Origin of the sequence: Vibrio sp. 10N.261.55.A10 (genome assembly GCF_041470825.1) — a bacterium.
Classification (GTDB): Bacteria; Pseudomonadota; Gammaproteobacteria; order Enterobacterales; family Vibrionaceae; genus Vibrio; species Vibrio crassostreae_C.
In genome coordinates, this window is sequence record NZ_JBFRNC010000032.1 from 107,228 (window position 1) to 123,267 (window position 16,040).

Below are 16,040 nucleotides of genomic sequence, written 5' to 3' on the forward strand. Positions count from 1 at the left end.
TGTTATACCATCCTTGAAGCGAGTTTTTGCCAAACTGGAGTTGGAAGCATTCTTAGTAGCTTCATCAACATGATGAATCGTCTTGGGAAATCAATTTCACTCTTTCCTTGAGCGATACCATTTACGATTCGCTGAGTTGCGGCCTCACTACTAATAATCATAGGCATAGAGAACGTATTTCGCTCGGTTAATGGCGTTTCAACAAAGCCTGGGTGCACAATTGAGACATGAATGTTGTGCGTTGCCAGATCAACCGAAAGTGTTCTGCCTAAGTAGGTGAGGGCTGCCTTTGAAGCGCCATAAGCCTCGGCTCTTGGCAAAGGTAAAAAGCTGGCGCTGGAGCTGACTAAAACCAAACGGCCGCCGGGCTTGATGTTTTTTAACCAAGCTTTAAGGGCGTAGCCAATTGAAATTAGGTTTATGTTGATGACGCGCTCAAAAAGCTCGGCATCAAAATTCACTGGGTCGTCGATGTACTCACAATCACCCGCATTTAAAATCAGCAGATCGAGCGGCTTGTCTTGGTCGAGTTCTGGAAAGTTGTGGTAATCAGTCAGATCGAAACAGAGCGGTGTAATTGATGAATGCGCGATGTCTGTATCGTGAGAATCAACTAAGGCTTGCAGTTTGTCTGGATTGCGGCCACAAGCAATCACCTGATGCCCTTGCTGAGCGTAATTTTTAGCTAGGGATTGGCCGATACCTGAGGTCGCGCCTGTAATCATAATACGCATTATCGGCTCGCCCTCTTTTTGATGGATTTGATCGCGCAGCCCAGTACTGGAATGTGTTCGTACAACATAGAGCCGACGTCGAGGTAGTCTCTGTGGTAGACCACTTGACCGTCGAGCATCTTAAGGTGGCTGTGCCCTTGTACTTCGATTGGCTTTTGCCCATTTAATTGCTTGTGAGCAAACTGCATCGTCCAGTAAACGGAAGCTTCGTCGTTCGCTTCGAAAGTGTGTTCGATATGAAAGTAACAGCTGGTTACTTGGGTGTAGAGGTTCTCGAAGTAGTGCGTAAGCGCCGAAATACCGCTGACATGATGCAGCGGATCTTGGAATTCAATATCAGGGTGATAAACCGTCTTAAGCACGTCGAAATTGTCGGTTCCGAGTTCTCGATACATGTTGAGAAAGTTATCAAGCCATAGAGAGTTATCCATAATATTCACTCTAATTATTTGAAGAAGGCTAAGGCTCTCAATCGTGCTTCTTTATGCTCAACGATGGGTTGCCAGTATTCGCTGTCTATTCCGTTTTTAGCGATAAAGTCATGTGGGAAATGTACATGCTTATCTGGGATATTTTGCAGCTCTGGTATGTACTTACGAATAAAAATTCCTTTTGGATCAAACTTTTCACTCTGAGTGATTGGATTGAAAATTCGGAAGTAAGGTTGAGCATCACAGCCAGTACTTGAAGCCCACTGCCAGCCACCATTGTTGGCACTAAAGTCTCCGTCGATAAGGTGCGACATAAAGAAACGCTCGCCCCAACGCCAGTCAATAAGCAGGTGCTTGGTTAGGAAGCTTGCCACCACCATTCTTAGTCTGTTGTGCATCCAGCCCGTTTCAACCAGTTGACGCATTGCGGCATCAACCAATGGATATCCTGTTTTTCCTTCGCACCAAGCTTTGAAGCTAGGATGATCGTGATACCAATCTAAACCATTGTATTTTTGCTGAAAGTTAGCACCTTTGACCAGTTTAGGGTGGTGGAACATCAAATGCTTATAAAAATCTCGCCAAATCAATTCATTGAGCCAACAAAAGGCCGGTAATTGCGTATCAAATAACAGATCGGGTTGCTGCTGAATCAATTGAATCGCTAGCCAACGTGGGCTCACGGCGCCAATCGCTAAATAAGGTGATATCCCCGATGTTCCTTTAACTGAGGGGATATCTCTCAGACGTGCGTAGTCGTTGACTTTATTGCCTAAGAAATTGGGGATCACATTGCCCAATACATCTTGGCTTAATGGCCAGCGACTCGAATCAACACGCGGAAAATCGAAATCATAGTCAGCAGAGATGGTTAAGGCTTGTAAGTCGTCAGGAAGCTGTGTTTGTGAACGTTCAGCTGACTCGACAGGAGCTGGACTGCAGATGATGCCTTTCACCTGAACTTCTTTTAACCAAGCGTTCTTAAAGGGCGTAAAGACTTTGAACATCTCGCCTTGTTTGTTGAGAACGCTACCGAGTGGCAGCATAACGTCACAATCGCTGATCTTCAGGTTTAGGCCGCTTGAAATCAGCTTTTTATCGCGAGCTTGTTCATCGACCTCTGGTTCAGAGTTAGCGTAGACGCACTTGGCATCAAGCTGCTGGCACAAATCGATGAGCTGTTTGGATTGGTCGTCAAAGTCGCTAGCTTTCAGGTGAAGCAACGTTATCCCGAATTCAGCGAGCTGGGAATCGAGTTGTTTTAGATGACGATAGATGAAATCAGCTTTGATCGGCGCAAGGTGGTGTTGCCGCCACGTTTGAGGCGTTGAAATGAAAACGGCGGTCGTTACGCCGTTTTCAACTGCCGCGACGAGCGCTGGGTTATCGTGAATCCGCAGGTCTCGTCGTATCCATAGTATGTCGCTCAATATCCGTATCTCAGTTTAAGTTCTTGAGGGTGCGGGTTTAGGTAAACCTGTGATTCTAGGTATTCGTTCGGGTATTCCATCAGGTAGTGATTGATCAGTGTCAGTGGCACTAGCAGTGGAACAACGCCCTCTCTGAATGATGCGATCTGGTTGGTCAGCTCTTGCTTGTGAGCGCTACTCAGTTGTTTTTTAAAGTAACCCTGCAAATGATGCAGCGTATTGGCGTGACTGCCTCGATTCGCGTGATGAGACAACGCCGTCATCAAGCCTTCGATGTATTGAGCCGCTAGTTCGTCGATATCTAAATCATTACCCGCTAGCAGTTTGCCTAAGCTTTTGTAACCCTCAACGTGGTGACACATGACTAGATATTTGTGGGCGCTGTGGAACTGAATCAGTTTGTGCTTGGTCACACCTTCATCCACAAGATCGAGCCATTTTTGGTAAGTGAACACTCGAGTCATGAAGTTTTCACGCAAAATGGGATCGTTAAGGCGGCCGTTTTCTTCAACGGGAAGTAACGGGTTGCCGTCCATAATTTGTTGGGTGAACATGCCTATGCCTGTCGATTCAGAGCCGCGACCATGGTGGTGGTACACCTTCACGCGCTCCATGCCGCAGGTTGGGCTTTTTTGACACACAATAAAGCCAGCAATGTGTTGGTTTTTCTTTGAGTAGTTTTGACCGAACTCGATCAGTTCGTTGGTCACATCACCTGAGCCATCAGGGCGAGAAACATGGATGATGTCATCTAGCATTCTTGTTTGACGAATGGTTGGGCGAGGGGTTGGAAGACCAACAGCCATCTCTGGGCAAACAGGTTCCAATTCCACGTAGTCTGCTAGGTCGTCTGTACAAAAACGAGAGCGTTTATGACCTGTGTCGAAACGTACTTTATGTCCAGCAACACATGCACTGATACCGATTTTGATTTTCTTTTCCATTGGCCAACTCCTTTGCTCTTGCTCTGAGCTTTTTCTTATAGTTCAACATTGCTAATCGTATTTACAGAGCTGGGTGTGTTTTTACTTTGACACCGTAGTTGTTTTTATTCAGATGTATTGACGATATACAGGATAGCTTTATGCCATCCTGTATATTTATAGCCTGCAACTGGGTTAATAGATATATTTTCCAAGTGGATTGAATAGTTGGCTCACACCTTTTGTGAAGTAAAGCGCATCACTTGAAACGGTTAAACAGACACAACCTTCTTTTGTTGCCGGTTGATGAGTGTGATTGCCATCCAACCAGATGAAGTCACCTTTGTTGTAAACGCCCATTTCGTCTTCGAAACTGCCCTCTAGAAGAAGCGTGATCTCGAAGCCTCTGTGGGTGTGGCAAGGCACTTGTCCATCTTTGTCGATGTGCAACAAGCTGGTGTGGTGTGCTTCGTCAGCAAAATCGAGTCTTGCTCGTGAAATTTTGCCTAGGTTCATCCAGTCCTTTCTCGCTACTGAGTTTAGAGCGCGAGGGATTGTGAATGTCGTGTCAGCAACAGTTACTTTCTGAACCTCTGGAGTCACTTCAACAGACTGAGAAGTATCAGCTGTGATTTGCTCTATCGCGTCAAAATCAAAGTCCATGTCGTCCATTGAGAAGCTGTCTAGATCTTCATTTGAGAATACTGGCTCTGCGTCAAAAGCATTATTCGCTGCTACAGCTGTAAGCTGCTTGACTTGTTGTTGGCAGTGTTCACACAGCTCTACATGGCTAGAAACAATCAAAGAAACTGAATCAGCCAACGTGCCATCGACGAAGTCTTTCAAGATTGCCGCGTTTGGGTGATGTTTAATCATGGTCTTGTTCCCCCATGTGAACTTTTAATTTGGCTAAAGCGAGTCTCAGACGTGATTTCACTGTTCCAAGTGGGACGCCAAGTTGCTGAGCGAGTTGCTCTTGAGAGAGCTCTTGAAAGTAAACGCCTTTGACGATGGTTTTCTGAGCGAGAGGCAACTTTTCTATTTGAGTCATTACGTGTCGGCTCATCAAATGGTCACCGAATGGCAAATCTTCGCTTTGAGACTCGGCTACCATCGCATCGATTGGCCAGATATCGTCGGCTATCGTTTGTTCGGCTTTCGCTTTCACTTTGCGCAACATGTCGAATGCTGCATTACGCATTACCGTGTAGACCCAAGTGGTCGCAGCGCCTTTATCTACATTGTAGAGATGTGCTTTCTTCCAAACATTAGTCATCGTGTCTTGAACTAGCTCGTTTGCAGCAGCTTCGCCACCCAACTTACTGATACCAAAACGCTTGATCTTAGGAGCGAAGAACTTGAACAAACAGGTGAACGCCTGCTTGTCTCGGTCTGTACCAACCAACACCAGCCAGCTCGAGAGCTCTGTCGGTACTTTGTTGTCTGTAGGTACTTTGTTATCGGGAATAATGACATGCTCCTTGCCGTTCCCTGAACTTCTGCTTTCCACTTGCATAGTAACTAACCATCATGCGAATTTGATGGGCACTACGTGAAAGGAGAAAGTCGGGATCACTTTAATTTAAATTAATTTCTACTATACAAAATTATAGTGAAGAAAAGTGCTTATTGCCCCGTAATGATTTGATTCAAAAAAGGAACTAGAGACGGAAAACTGGCTGGCTCAGTAAATTCTGTTTTCTTTTCCAGTGGGATAGGCATCATTTCGAGCAATCGCGCACAGATCCATTGTGGGCTCTCAAAATCAGGAGTGGGATAGAGTGTTCTTATCGAATCGTGGTCGCGAAACAACTGAACCAAAAAAGCGGTAAACACGTTAGGCACTTTATATTCATCGGTAGGCCAGTGAGGCAACAAGCTGAACTTACTTTTAATCAGGTCATCATCGTCTCGAAACGACCCATGCAATTGCACCAACTTTTCGCCTTCGACATCAATTTCTAATATCTGGTCGTCCGACATATTGAAGTCGACGATGGTCACCTTTGTTCCCCAAGAGCTGAGATGATCAGAGTTAGATTTGTCTTGAGTGGCGATAATGAAACCATCGCCCTGCGCTGCGTGAGCGACCATCGCGAGATACTTTGGCTCAAAAATGCGCAGTCTTTGTCTGCCTCCCGGTAAAAGGAAGATGGGGAGGGGAAACACAGCGAGCTCCAGAGAAGACTCTACGGGTGTTTCTGGTTCGGCGTCTGTCCGCGTGGTCTTCCTAGGTGAATTCGGCACATAGTACTCCTTAGTTCAGATGTGATTCGAGAAGATATACGCGGGGAGGGTGGTGTTCGATCAATTCGCTTCGGCTTATGTTCGCAAAGGGATAGATATTTTGTTGCACCTGTTCATAAATTCATTGTTTTTACCTTTTCTCATACGCGTCATTAGGTAATATATGAACAAATAGTAAGCGAATGGGTAGTTGCCAGACGATGCTTCTATCTGACGTTCTTCTATACCTAACATCGCATCAAAGGAATGGTCATGATTGTTATTTATGGTATCAAAGAGTGCTTAAATCCAATTAAGTTGCAGCTCTCTAATGTGTTGCAGCAGTGCTTGAACAGTGAAATGGGTTTACCCGATGACAAGCGAGCACATCGGTTTGTGCCATTGGAACGAGATGACTTCTTTTACCCGGAAGGAAGAACAGAAGCCTATACCGTCATTGAGATAAATATGATGGAAGGTCGAGCGGTAAACACCAAAAAGCGCTTAATTAAGAAGATATTTTCTGAGATAGAGAAGCAGTTAGCTATCTCTCCGATTGATATTGAAATCACCATTAAAGAGCAGCCTTCACATTGTTGGGGTTTTCGAGGGATGACGGGCGATGAAGCACAAGATCTGAAGTACAAAGTGAACGTCTAGGGTTTAAGCTCTTAACTCTTAACTCTTAACTCTTAACTCTTAACTCTTAACTCTTAACTCTTAACACGTAAGACTTAAGCCAATCTATCGAGTGACGGCTTTGGAATTTGATGCCAAAGCCGTTTTCCTAGTTCTCGACACTAACCTTTAAGCATCTAAGCATCGTCACTCTTTTTTAAATACTGATGCCAATTTTCATCGATCACGTCAAAGTGCTCAACGCAGAACTCTTTTCTGTCTTTCAAATAGTCGTTTTCCACTTCATCGAGCAAGTTCTTATAGGCATCGGGATCGCTGCCATACACCAAGCATAACGTGGAGAAGTAACGCTGCAGATCGAAACTGTGCTCGTCGATGTATTCCCCCAAGTCGTAATACTCTGGGCGGTCTTCTGACTCGAAAGCGAACATGTCTGCAGCGCTGATAGCAGCGTCGGCCCCATGCTCTACGTAGTTAAGCAGTAGCACGGTTGCTAGGTTATCAACCGCATCTTCTTCTTTACCCAATATGGCAATGTTCTGATCTTCGATATACGCATGCCCAGTCTCGTGTAGCAGGGTGTGCAGCAAGGTATCAATAGCGCCGGTTTGCGCAGATTTCCCATACTCTTTTTCGTATTGGTTCTTCTCAAAGTAATTGAGTGACTCAGCGTAAAAACTGTAAGGGATCAGTACTTGATGGGTTTGTGGATCGTAGAGTGGTCCTTTTTCCCCGCCATATTGAATGGTTAATGGCTTCTCAAACATGAAGAGTTGGTTTGATAGGTCGACCACGGTGTCATTAACGCCACTGCTTTGAATCTCTCGTTTGAGCTGCTCTTCTTCGGTATTTTGCGGTGTAGAGTACTCGACGATTAGGTTACTTTGGGTGGCTTGTTCACTAGATGCATAAGTTGTGGCAAACATTGCACTCAGGGCTAGGCTGCAGGTCAATGTTCGTTTCAATAATGTCATCGGCTATCCTTGTGATTACGTTGCGATTCAGAGTCGTGCTGGGGGTAACAACTCCAAGCTGTGTACCCTGATTTAGTTATTTCGTTAGAGTATAAGTTTAGACGGAATTTTGATGCATCGAGGACTGCAATTTTTGAAGTAGGCGCTATCATATCAATGAATAATCCGCTTAGAGATTCGCCACAAAGAATAAGTAAGCTGAATGAGCGGTGTCGATGTGATTCGTTTCTATTGGTAATTAACAGATAAATTTCGGTTCAACACAACCCTTGTGCTATACTCCGCGCCCCAATCCGAATTGGCTTGTTTAATCTTAGGAAATTATTATGAGTGTTAAAAACGAACTTCAACAAATTAACAACCGTCTAGACAAGTGTCGCCACAAGTTAGATGCTGCTAAAACTCGTAATGATCGTCCTGTTGTTCGTCAGTTCGAGGAAGAGATTAAGAAGCTAACTAAGAAAATTGCCCAGCTTAAACACAAAGAAAGCTATGATGTGAACCAAGAGCGTAAGTCTCTGGTTGATATGCCATTTAGCCGTGAGATCACTAAGGCTGAGCAAGCGGATATGGGTAAACTTAAAAAGTCTGTTAAAGGACTCGTAATTGTTCACCCAATGACGAAGATCGGTAAAGAACTTCGCATTGAGGTTATGACTGGTTACGCACCGAAAAAATTCTAATTACCAGCGATGGTGATGAAAGAGGAGCTAGAAATAGCTCCTTTTTGCTTTTTTAGGTATTAAGAAAGCAGAGTCAGCGGCATAGATACTCACGCCGTTTTCAACTTTTAGGAGGTGATTGTTGTCACAAATCCTTTTATCTCCTATAAAAGTTAACGTGCTACTAACATGGTACTAAGCGATCGCAGTAATGTGTTCGCTTTTCGAATCCACACTTTCTCTCCAGTTTGTATAAATATAGGTAGAGCAGCACAAATAATTACAGATAAAACTAGACTCATTAGGGAAGATGAGAACGTAAAAAAATAGAGGTTATATGAATCAATTAATTTCAATTGGACCACTAGAATCCTTCCTAATCGCGATTAGTGTTTTGTTTCTAGGTCATTTCGTCAATGCAAAGCTTCCGATTCTCAAAAAGTACAACATTCCAGAGCCCATTGTCGGCGGCTTGATTGTCGCTTTTGCTATTACAGCCCTGCACTTTAACGGCCTTGATCTTGAGTTTTCCTTGCCCCTGCAGAACACGTTTATGTTGATGTTCTTTGCAACGGTCGGTCTTGCGGCGAACTACACGCAGCTGATAAAAGGTGGTGCTAAGGTATTCCTATTCTTAGGGGTAGCGTCGGTTTACATCATTATCCAAAACGGTGTAGGCGTAACCTTAGCTACGGCACTAGGCCTTGAACCCTTGATGGGTTTGATTGCTGGCTCTATCACCCTTTCGGGCGGTCACGGCACAGGCGCGGCTTGGTCTCAAACTTTTGCAGACACGTTTGGCATTGCAAATACGCTAGAAATCGCGATGGCTTCAGCGACCTTTGGTTTGATCATCGGTGGTATTATCGGTAGCCCAGTGGCGCAAAAGCTGATTGATAAAAACCAGCTTGAATCTGAGTACGGCACTGGCACGCAAACACATGAACGCTTCCCTGAACTTGTTACTTACAACGAGTATGAAGAAGACAAAGTGACGGCGAAGAAGGTGATTGAAGTGTTGTTCATCCTTCTTATCTGTATCACGGGTGCGAAGTACCTAGAGCAGTGGGTGGCGACTTTTGAAATTTCTTGGTTGATGATTCCTGACTTCGTTTACGCGTTGTTTATCGGTGTGTTCATCACTAACGTGTTTGAAGTGACTAAGCTGCATAAGACTGACAGCGAAACGGTCGATATTCTTGGTACGGTGTCATTGTCACTGTTCCTAGCAATGGCGCTAATGAGCCTTAAGCTTTGGAACATATTTGACCTTGCGATTCCGTTCTTGGTTATCCTGGCGGTTCAGGCGGTTGTGTTAGGTATCTTCTCTTACTTTGTGACGTTCAAAGTAATGGGTTCTAACTACGACGCAGCGGTTATGGCAGGTGGTCACTGTGGTTTCGGCCTAGGTGCAACACCAACAGCGGTAATGAACATGGGCTCTTTGGTGAACCGTTTTGGTCCTTCACCACAGGCGTTCATGGTGGTGCCAATTGTTGGTGCCTTCTTTATCGATATCGTTAACCTGATTATCCTTCAGGGTTACATCTCGTTTATCGGTTAATGTTCGCCTTTACTTAAACGCAATGTGCTTATCGCACTAAGATGAATACAAGAAAGCCAGTCTGTTGACTGGCTTTTTTTGTTCTTGTTTATCGAGGTTTTCTTGCCTGATACCCCTGCGGTTAGGGCTCTGTCACATCAACACGCCCTAAAGTGTTGTAACGACTTCATCAAGAGCTAGGCGCGCTTTTGGTTTGCCGTAGTTGTAGTCTTCGCCGTCTTTGTGGTAGCCGATAGCTAGAGCTACATCAACAACGTGACCTTCTAGTTCGTCAGCAAACTCTTCGCTGATCATAGCTGCATCTACACCTTCCATAGGTGTTGAAGCGATACCTAGACGAGCTAGTGTGTGCAGTGTGTTACCTAGTGCGATGTAAACTTGAGACTTAGTCCAGTTACCGTTGAAACCTGTTTCGTCTGTGTTCATTTCTGCGAATGCGTAAGCACCTAAGAATTGCTCGTACATTTCAGCTGGTAAGTGACCAGAGCTTACTTCTGTATCAGCACGCTTCGCGAATTTCTCTTTAGTGTACTTAGGATCGTGAGCAAACAGGATCGTGTGTGACGCTTCTTTCGCATGTGGTTGGTTAAACTGGAACATGTTTTCGAAAGTATTGTGGAAGCGTTGTTTTGCTGCGTCACTCTCAATGATGATGAATTTCCAAGGCTGAGAGTTGATAGAAGAAGCTGACAAGCGAAGTGCTTCTTTGATTACTTCCATGTCTTCCGCAGAGATGCGCTTTTCTGCATCGTATTTTTTAGCTGTGTAACGAGTGTTTAGATCAGTAATGATTGGATGAGTCATGTTGAATCCTAATATCTATCAATAATAAATGTTGTAGGGTTTTATGTTCAGTTACGTCAACAATAAACGGATAACCAATTTAAACGAATCTCAATAGATTGAACGTCTAAATAGTTATCGAACATGCCCCAATAAATCGAGTATCTGCGGTAGCTCAAGTCGATGGGTGTAAGATAATAGAAGAATGACTCGGGAAAAATAGCGAACATATCAAATCACTATGGTTAATAATGTCCATAATGATTCAATAAGTGTGATCTTAATGGAGGTGGAATCTCTAGATTCAGTAGCTTAGTACGCTTTGATACCATATTGGCGCAATAATGGCGGAAGTACGCTGTCTAGGTTGGGGATATCTTCTGGCGTGATTTCGATTAAACCAAAACCATGCTCTTCATAGATTTTTCTCGTAGCTTCACGTTTATTTTCGGCGATTGGCGCAGAATCAGTTCCCCAGAACTGGATGTATACTTTGCCACTTGGTAGATAAAAATCGCTGATCACTTCTTTTGATATCGGAAGCGGACGCTCGTACGCATGGACCACTCCTGCCATATAAAGCCAGTTATCAATGATCAGCTCTCCCTTTGATCGAACATAATGCCCGTCTAAGCTTCGGTGCTTCGCCTCAAATTTCTGACGAAAACTGGAGAATGACACATCGGTCGAGTGGCTTTCAGCATCATGCCCTAGGAATTCAACAACAGACTGCTTTAAACGTTTATTGCGAACCAATGAGTCGTGCCATACCACGAATAAGTTTTGAGTCGCTTTGTCTTCTCTTTGTTCACCTCCGGCTTTTAAGCCTGTAGAGGTGACATGCCAACCGTCTTCTTCTTTTGTTATCCAACCAAGCTCATTGAGCAATAAGTTGATTTTCTTTGCGCTGAGTTGAAAGGCACCGCCGAGCTGAGTGGCGGTCAATGTATTTCCTGAGAATGAATCCAAATCGATAAGAAGTTTCTCTGGCCAGACAATAAAGACACCGAACTTCTTATGTTCGACATATTCCCCACCAAAGCTTTCTCCTCGTTCTGTAAGAACCCAGCGCTCTTGTGAGCGCACGATATAACCCGCTGTTTTTAGATCGCTAAATAAAGTTTTAGCTTCTATGCCTTTTTGTTTAGCGAGTGCGGATGTGGAAATTTTGTCTGACATAGTCTTTTCTCAAATAGCAGAGTGATCCGCTGATGGATTTTGGTGAGATACATGATGTGATAGCACAGGCGAGTACCATATCACATCTACTAATGCCAACTACTGCTCACTGGTCTATGTTTTTAGTAGAAAGTCATGTCTGATTTTGATTTTGTGGGAAATGTGGTTCTTTCTGTAATTAAATTACATGATTAGCGATTCTGCTCATCTGGGTGCATATTTTCTATACGTGACACGATGTTCTTTTATACGGTTTATATAGATCTTAGATGCTATATTTTATTAAATGTGATTTTGATCACTATTTATTTTTAAGTATTACAAGATAAAGCGTGATCTAGATCTTGCGTTAATGATATTTATTCTCATTAATTTGGCTTTGTAATTTTAATTCATGGTATTTTTGTGATCTAAAGTGCTCTTGTTAACCCTAAAGTGTTTTTCGTGTGTGATGGTTGTCACGAAAGTTGGGCTAAGGTGCATTTTAGAAATGTTGTGATACATTTTAATCGACTTTTGAGTACACACTTTCGGTCATTTGACCAACCAATACATTACGGGGTTCTACCTATGTTATCACCAGAAGCAAAGATTAAGGTTCAAAACTTTGGTCGTTTCTTATCCAATATGGTAATGCCAAACATCGGCGCATTTATTGCGTGGGGTTTCATTACTGCACTATTCATCCCAACCGGTTGGTGGCCTAACGAAACGTTAGCATCAATGGTTGGCCCTATGATTACATACCTATTGCCACTATTGATTGGTTACACCGGTGGTAAAATGGTTGGTGGTGACCGCGGTGCGGTAGTAGGTGCCATCACGACAATGGGTGTTATCGTTGGTACTGATATCCCAATGTTCATGGGTGCAATGATTGTGGGTCCACTAGGTGGTATCGCAATTAAAAAATTCGATGAAGCTGTTCACGGTAAAGTGAAGAGTGGTTTCGAAATGCTAGTGAATAACTTCTCTGCGGGTATCATCGGCATGATCTGTGCGATCATCGCGTTCATCGTGATTGGTCCTGCGGTTAAGATTCTATCTGGCGGACTTGCTGCTGGCGTAAACGCAATGGTAGAAGCAGGTGCATTACCTCTAGCATCTATTTTTGTTGAACCTGCGAAAATTCTATTCCTAAATAACGCAATCAACCACGGTATCTTCTCTCCACTAGGTATCCAGCAATCTGAAGAGATTGGTCGTTCAATCTTCTTCTTAATCGAAGCAAACCCAGGTCCTGGTTTTGGTCTTCTACTTGCTTACATGGTGTTTGGTAAAGGTAGCGCGAAGCAATCTGCTGCTGGTGCATCTATCATCCACTTCCTAGGTGGTATCCACGAAATTTACTTCCCTTACGTTCTAATGAACCCACGTCTAATTCTTGCGGTAATCGCAGGTGGTATGGCGGGTGTATTCACTAACGTAGTGTTCGATTCTGGCCTTATCTCTCCAGCATCTCCAGGTTCTATCTTCGCAGTCTTACTGATGACGCCAAAAGGCTCTTACATCGGCGTGATTCTATCGGTTATCGCAGCAACGGCAGTATCGTTTGTTGTAGCGTCAATCCTCCTTAAAACATCAGCGCAAGATGATGAGGAAGATTCACTAGAGAAAGCTTCTGCACAAATGAAAGACATGAAAGCGTCTTCTAAAGGTGCAGCAGCAGAAGCAAACGTAAACCTAGCGGATGTAAAAGCAGTTTATGTAGCGTGTGATGCGGGTATGGGTTCAAGTGCAATGGGTGCGGGTCTACTACGTAAGAAAGTAGCAACAGCTGGCCTAGACATTGAAGTGACCAACTACGCAATCAACAATCTACCGGCTGATTCGCAAATCGTTATTACGCATAAAGACCTAACAGACCGTGCTCGTAGCACTGTGCCAGGTGCGATGCATATGTCTCTAAGCAACTTCCTAGACGGCGGTGTATACGACCAACTAGTTGCTGAACTTGTCGATGCTCAAAGTGGTGAAGCGAAAGTAGAAGCTCCGGCGCCTGCTGCAGCTCCAGCACAAGAAGGCAACAAGCTTGCACTGACAGACGACAGCATCTTCCTTGGCCTTAAAGCGACTCAAAAAGAAGACGCAATCAAGTTTGCTGGCGAACAATTAGTAAAACTTGGCAACGTATCACCAGAATATGTAGATGGCATGTTTGCTCGTGAAGAGCTTGTGTCTACTTACCTAGGTGAGTCTATCGCTGTGCCACACGGCACAATCGAAGCGAAACAATATGTACAAAAAACCGGCATTGTTTTCTGTCAGTACCCTGAAGGTATTCAGTGGGGCGAAGATGAAGATGATATCGCGAAGATGGTTATCGGTATTGCCGCACAAGGCGATGAGCACAACATGGTGCTGATGGCTATTACCAATTCACTCGATGATGAAGAAGCTGTGGAATGCCTACAGAACACAACAAACCCTGCTGATGTTCTACGTATTCTCAACGGAAACTAAAAAGCTCTAGTCAAGCTCCTGAGTGAAGGAGGCCGGTATCCCCCTACTGGCCTCATTTTCGGTCTTAATCTTTCTAACAAGATTCAGTCTGAATAGCTTACTGCTTAATGCCTAGGGCACATCGTCAAGGCATGTTGTTGAGCAGTTAGCTATCTAGATTCAAATATTTATAAGGTCAAAATTATGAAAGCGTTACATTTTGGTGCAGGTAATATCGGTCGTGGTTTCATTGGTAAGCTTCTTTCTGATGCTGGTATGAAGGTTACGTTTGCTGACGTAAATGAAACGGTTGTAAATGCGTTAATTGAACGCCAAGAATACCCAGTTAAGATTGTTGGCGAAGAGTGTGTTGTCGAAGTTGTTAAGAACGTGACAGCAGTAAACTCAGCGACAAGCGCAGTAGTAGATTGCATTGCTGAGTCTGATCTTGTGACGACTGCAGTGGGCCCTACGGTTCTTAAAATCATCTCTAAGTCTATCGCTCAAGGCATTGAAAAGCGTGCAGCAGCAAACAACACTGCACCAATGAACATCATCGCGGCAGAGAACATGGTTCGCGGTACTAGCCAATTAAAAGCAGCCGTGTTAGAGCACCTTTCTGATGAAATGAAAGCGTTCACTGAAGAGCACATTGGCTTTGTTGATTCTGCGGTTGACCGTATTGTTCCACCGGCAGAAGCGGGCGAAACAGATCCTCTAGCGGTAACGGTTGAAACGTTCAGCGAGTGGATCGTAGATCAAACACAATTCAAAGGTGAGATTCCAAACATCCCAGGAATGGAATGCACTGATAACCTAATGGCTTTCGTTGAGCGTAAACTGTTCACGCTAAACACAGGTCACTTGGTAACGGCATACCTTGGTGTGCTTGCAGGTCATGAGACTATTAAAGACTCTATCGAAGATGACGTAATCCGCGCTGAAGTAACAGCGACGATGGAAGAGAGTGGTGCGGTTCTGATTAAGCGTTACGGCTTTGATCCAGAAGCACACGCTGCCTACATCCAAAAGATTCTAGGTCGTTTTGCTAACCCGTTCCTACGTGATGAAGTAGACCGCGTTGGTCGTCAGCCAATTCGTAAACTGAGCCCGCAAGACCGCCTAGTTAAGCCTCTAAACGGTACATTAGAGTACGGCCTACCGAATGCTCACCTAGTAAAAGCAATCGCTGCTGCGTTCCATTACAAGAACGAAGACGACCCACAAGCGGTTGAACTTCAAGCAATGTTCGCAGAAAAAGGCTTTGCTGAGACATTAGCGCATTATTCTGAGCTGAATAGTGACTCAGAAGTTGTTAAACTAGCGGAAGAAGCTTATCTAGCATTGAAATGATAAACCATCAAAGTGCCACACCAGTGGCACTTTCTTATTGTCGAGCCGTTATGCCAATACAAACAAGCCATGAAACTGAATTACTCGAAGCCCTTTCGGAAGCTGAGAGTGCTAGCGCCTGCCTAATGGCTGCTTATGATGCATTGGACGACACGGTAGATGCCGTATTAAAAAACATCTTTAAGAAAGACGACACTGCAATTAAGTTCGTTGTCGAGCCACTTCTCAACAGTGGTGGGCCGTTAGGCGAGATCATGATTCGTGCTAAGTTGCTACTCGGACTTGGCGTGATCAGTAAAGAACTCTACGACGATCTAGAGGTTTTCGTTACCTTGAAAGAGTGGGCGAAAATACAGGGTGAAGACACCAGCTTTACAGAAGTTGATGTGATATTTGAGCTCAACAAGGTGCACGCGATTCAGCGTATTATGCCTATCGAATATGACGCGGAGATGGTGGAAACGATGTCTGGCCCAATGCTTGAAATGTTCTTGGGGCGACATAATCAAAAGGTGAAGTCGACGATCGTATTAGCTATCACTGACATTATCACTACCCTATGCCGAGATAACGCGCTGAGCTCTTAGCTCTAGTTTGCAGCTCTGCTTATCTTGTTTCGCATCCTACATAACTTGTAGCTGTTCGTTCGTTTCAATACAAAGATTTAAATGATGGCGGTTTCTCTCGTTGGAGAAATCGC

At 44.3% G+C, this 16,040-nt stretch carries 16 protein-coding genes; 6 read left to right on the plus strand and 10 right to left on the minus strand.

Annotation, left to right across the window (positions count from 1 at the left end; all coding sequences use genetic code 11):
- Window positions 1-2: 2 nt before the first annotated feature.
- The 7 genes from AB4274_RS11220 to AB4274_RS11250 all read right to left on the minus strand — a co-directional run bounded on the left by AB4274_RS11220 (window position 3) and on the right by AB4274_RS11250 (window position 5,765).
- Window positions 3-734 carry an SDR family NAD(P)-dependent oxidoreductase gene (locus tag AB4274_RS11220; RefSeq protein WP_372112061.1) on the minus strand — a complete coding sequence of 244 codons (732 nt, stop codon included), beginning with the start codon at window positions 732-734 and terminating at the stop codon, window positions 3-5.
- Window positions 734-1,165 carry a nuclear transport factor 2 family protein gene (locus AB4274_RS11225; protein WP_017061283.1) on the minus strand — a complete coding sequence of 144 codons (432 nt, stop codon included), beginning with the start codon at window positions 1,163-1,165 and terminating at the stop codon, window positions 734-736. Before AB4274_RS11225 ends, AB4274_RS11220 begins: the two co-directional genes overlap by 1 nt.
- A gap of 14 nt (window positions 1,166-1,179) precedes the next feature.
- The gene (phrB, locus tag AB4274_RS11230) at window positions 1,180-2,595 is read right to left on the minus strand and encodes a deoxyribodipyrimidine photo-lyase (protein ID WP_137001635.1); all 1,416 of its coding nucleotides are present in this window, start codon (window positions 2,593-2,595) and stop codon (window positions 1,180-1,182) included.
- Window positions 2,592-3,539, minus strand: coding sequence for a DUF523 and DUF1722 domain-containing protein (locus AB4274_RS11235; RefSeq protein ID WP_017060965.1), 948 nt, complete (start codon window positions 3,537-3,539; stop codon window positions 2,592-2,594). The genes phrB and AB4274_RS11235 overlap by 4 nt, the downstream gene beginning before the upstream one ends.
- A gap of 174 nt (window positions 3,540-3,713) precedes the next feature.
- Window positions 3,714-4,394, minus strand: coding sequence for a ChrR family anti-sigma-E factor (locus AB4274_RS11240; RefSeq protein ID WP_137001636.1), 681 nt, complete (start codon window positions 4,392-4,394; stop codon window positions 3,714-3,716).
- A complete protein-coding gene (locus AB4274_RS11245; RefSeq protein ID WP_017060967.1) occupies window positions 4,387-5,034 on the minus strand; it encodes a sigma-70 family RNA polymerase sigma factor in 648 nt (215 codons plus the stop codon). The genes AB4274_RS11240 and AB4274_RS11245 overlap by 8 nt, the downstream gene beginning before the upstream one ends.
- Before the next feature lie 110 nt (window positions 5,035-5,144).
- Complete coding sequence (locus AB4274_RS11250) at window positions 5,145-5,765, minus strand: LON peptidase substrate-binding domain-containing protein (protein ID WP_017065084.1); 621 nt, start codon at window positions 5,763-5,765, stop codon at window positions 5,145-5,147.
- A gap of 252 nt (window positions 5,766-6,017) precedes the next feature.
- Here AB4274_RS11250 and AB4274_RS11255 point away from each other — a divergent pair, with 252 nt between their 5' ends.
- Window positions 6,018-6,404 carry a tautomerase family protein gene (locus AB4274_RS11255; RefSeq protein WP_102320407.1) on the plus strand — a complete coding sequence of 129 codons (387 nt, stop codon included), beginning with the start codon at window positions 6,018-6,020 and terminating at the stop codon, window positions 6,402-6,404.
- 155 nt (window positions 6,405-6,559) lie between these two features.
- Here AB4274_RS11255 and AB4274_RS11260 read toward each other — a convergent pair whose 3' ends face one another.
- Window positions 6,560-7,357, minus strand: coding sequence for a DUF4344 domain-containing metallopeptidase (locus AB4274_RS11260; RefSeq protein ID WP_104216092.1), 798 nt, complete (start codon window positions 7,355-7,357; stop codon window positions 6,560-6,562).
- A gap of 326 nt (window positions 7,358-7,683) precedes the next feature.
- Between AB4274_RS11260 and AB4274_RS11265 the strand changes: the two genes are divergently transcribed.
- The gene (locus AB4274_RS11265) at window positions 7,684-8,040 is read left to right on the plus strand and encodes a YibL family ribosome-associated protein (protein ID WP_017060971.1); all 357 of its coding nucleotides are present in this window, start codon (window positions 7,684-7,686) and stop codon (window positions 8,038-8,040) included.
- A 316-nt stretch (window positions 8,041-8,356) separates the two neighbouring features.
- On the plus strand, window positions 8,357-9,583 hold the full coding sequence (gltS, locus tag AB4274_RS11270; protein WP_017060972.1) for a sodium/glutamate symporter: 1,227 nt from the start codon (window positions 8,357-8,359) through the stop codon (window positions 9,581-9,583).
- Window positions 9,584-9,730: 147 nt separating this feature from the next.
- On the opposite strand, the gene AB4274_RS11275 is transcribed toward gltS, so the two are convergent.
- Window positions 9,731-10,387, minus strand: coding sequence for an NAD(P)H-dependent oxidoreductase (locus AB4274_RS11275; protein ID WP_017061511.1), 657 nt, complete (start codon window positions 10,385-10,387; stop codon window positions 9,731-9,733).
- Between the two features lie 291 nt (window positions 10,388-10,678).
- The gene (locus tag AB4274_RS11280) at window positions 10,679-11,545 is read right to left on the minus strand and encodes a glycerol kinase (RefSeq protein ID WP_372054517.1); all 867 of its coding nucleotides are present in this window, start codon (window positions 11,543-11,545) and stop codon (window positions 10,679-10,681) included.
- A gap of 570 nt (window positions 11,546-12,115) precedes the next feature.
- Between AB4274_RS11280 and AB4274_RS11285 the strand changes: the two genes are divergently transcribed.
- The 3 genes from AB4274_RS11285 to AB4274_RS11295 all read left to right on the plus strand — a co-directional run bounded on the left by AB4274_RS11285 (window position 12,116) and on the right by AB4274_RS11295 (window position 15,927).
- Window positions 12,116-14,008, plus strand: a complete 1,893-nt coding sequence (locus tag AB4274_RS11285) for a PTS mannitol transporter subunit IICBA (RefSeq protein ID WP_372112064.1) — start codon at window positions 12,116-12,118, stop codon at window positions 14,006-14,008.
- Between the two features lie 183 nt (window positions 14,009-14,191).
- Window positions 14,192-15,340, plus strand: coding sequence for a mannitol-1-phosphate 5-dehydrogenase (locus tag AB4274_RS11290; RefSeq protein ID WP_009846102.1), 1,149 nt, complete (start codon window positions 14,192-14,194; stop codon window positions 15,338-15,340).
- 50 nt (window positions 15,341-15,390) lie between these two features.
- A complete protein-coding gene (locus AB4274_RS11295; RefSeq protein WP_198592367.1) occupies window positions 15,391-15,927 on the plus strand; it encodes an MltR family transcriptional regulator in 537 nt (178 codons plus the stop codon).
- The last annotated feature ends 113 nt before the right edge of the window (window positions 15,928-16,040 follow it).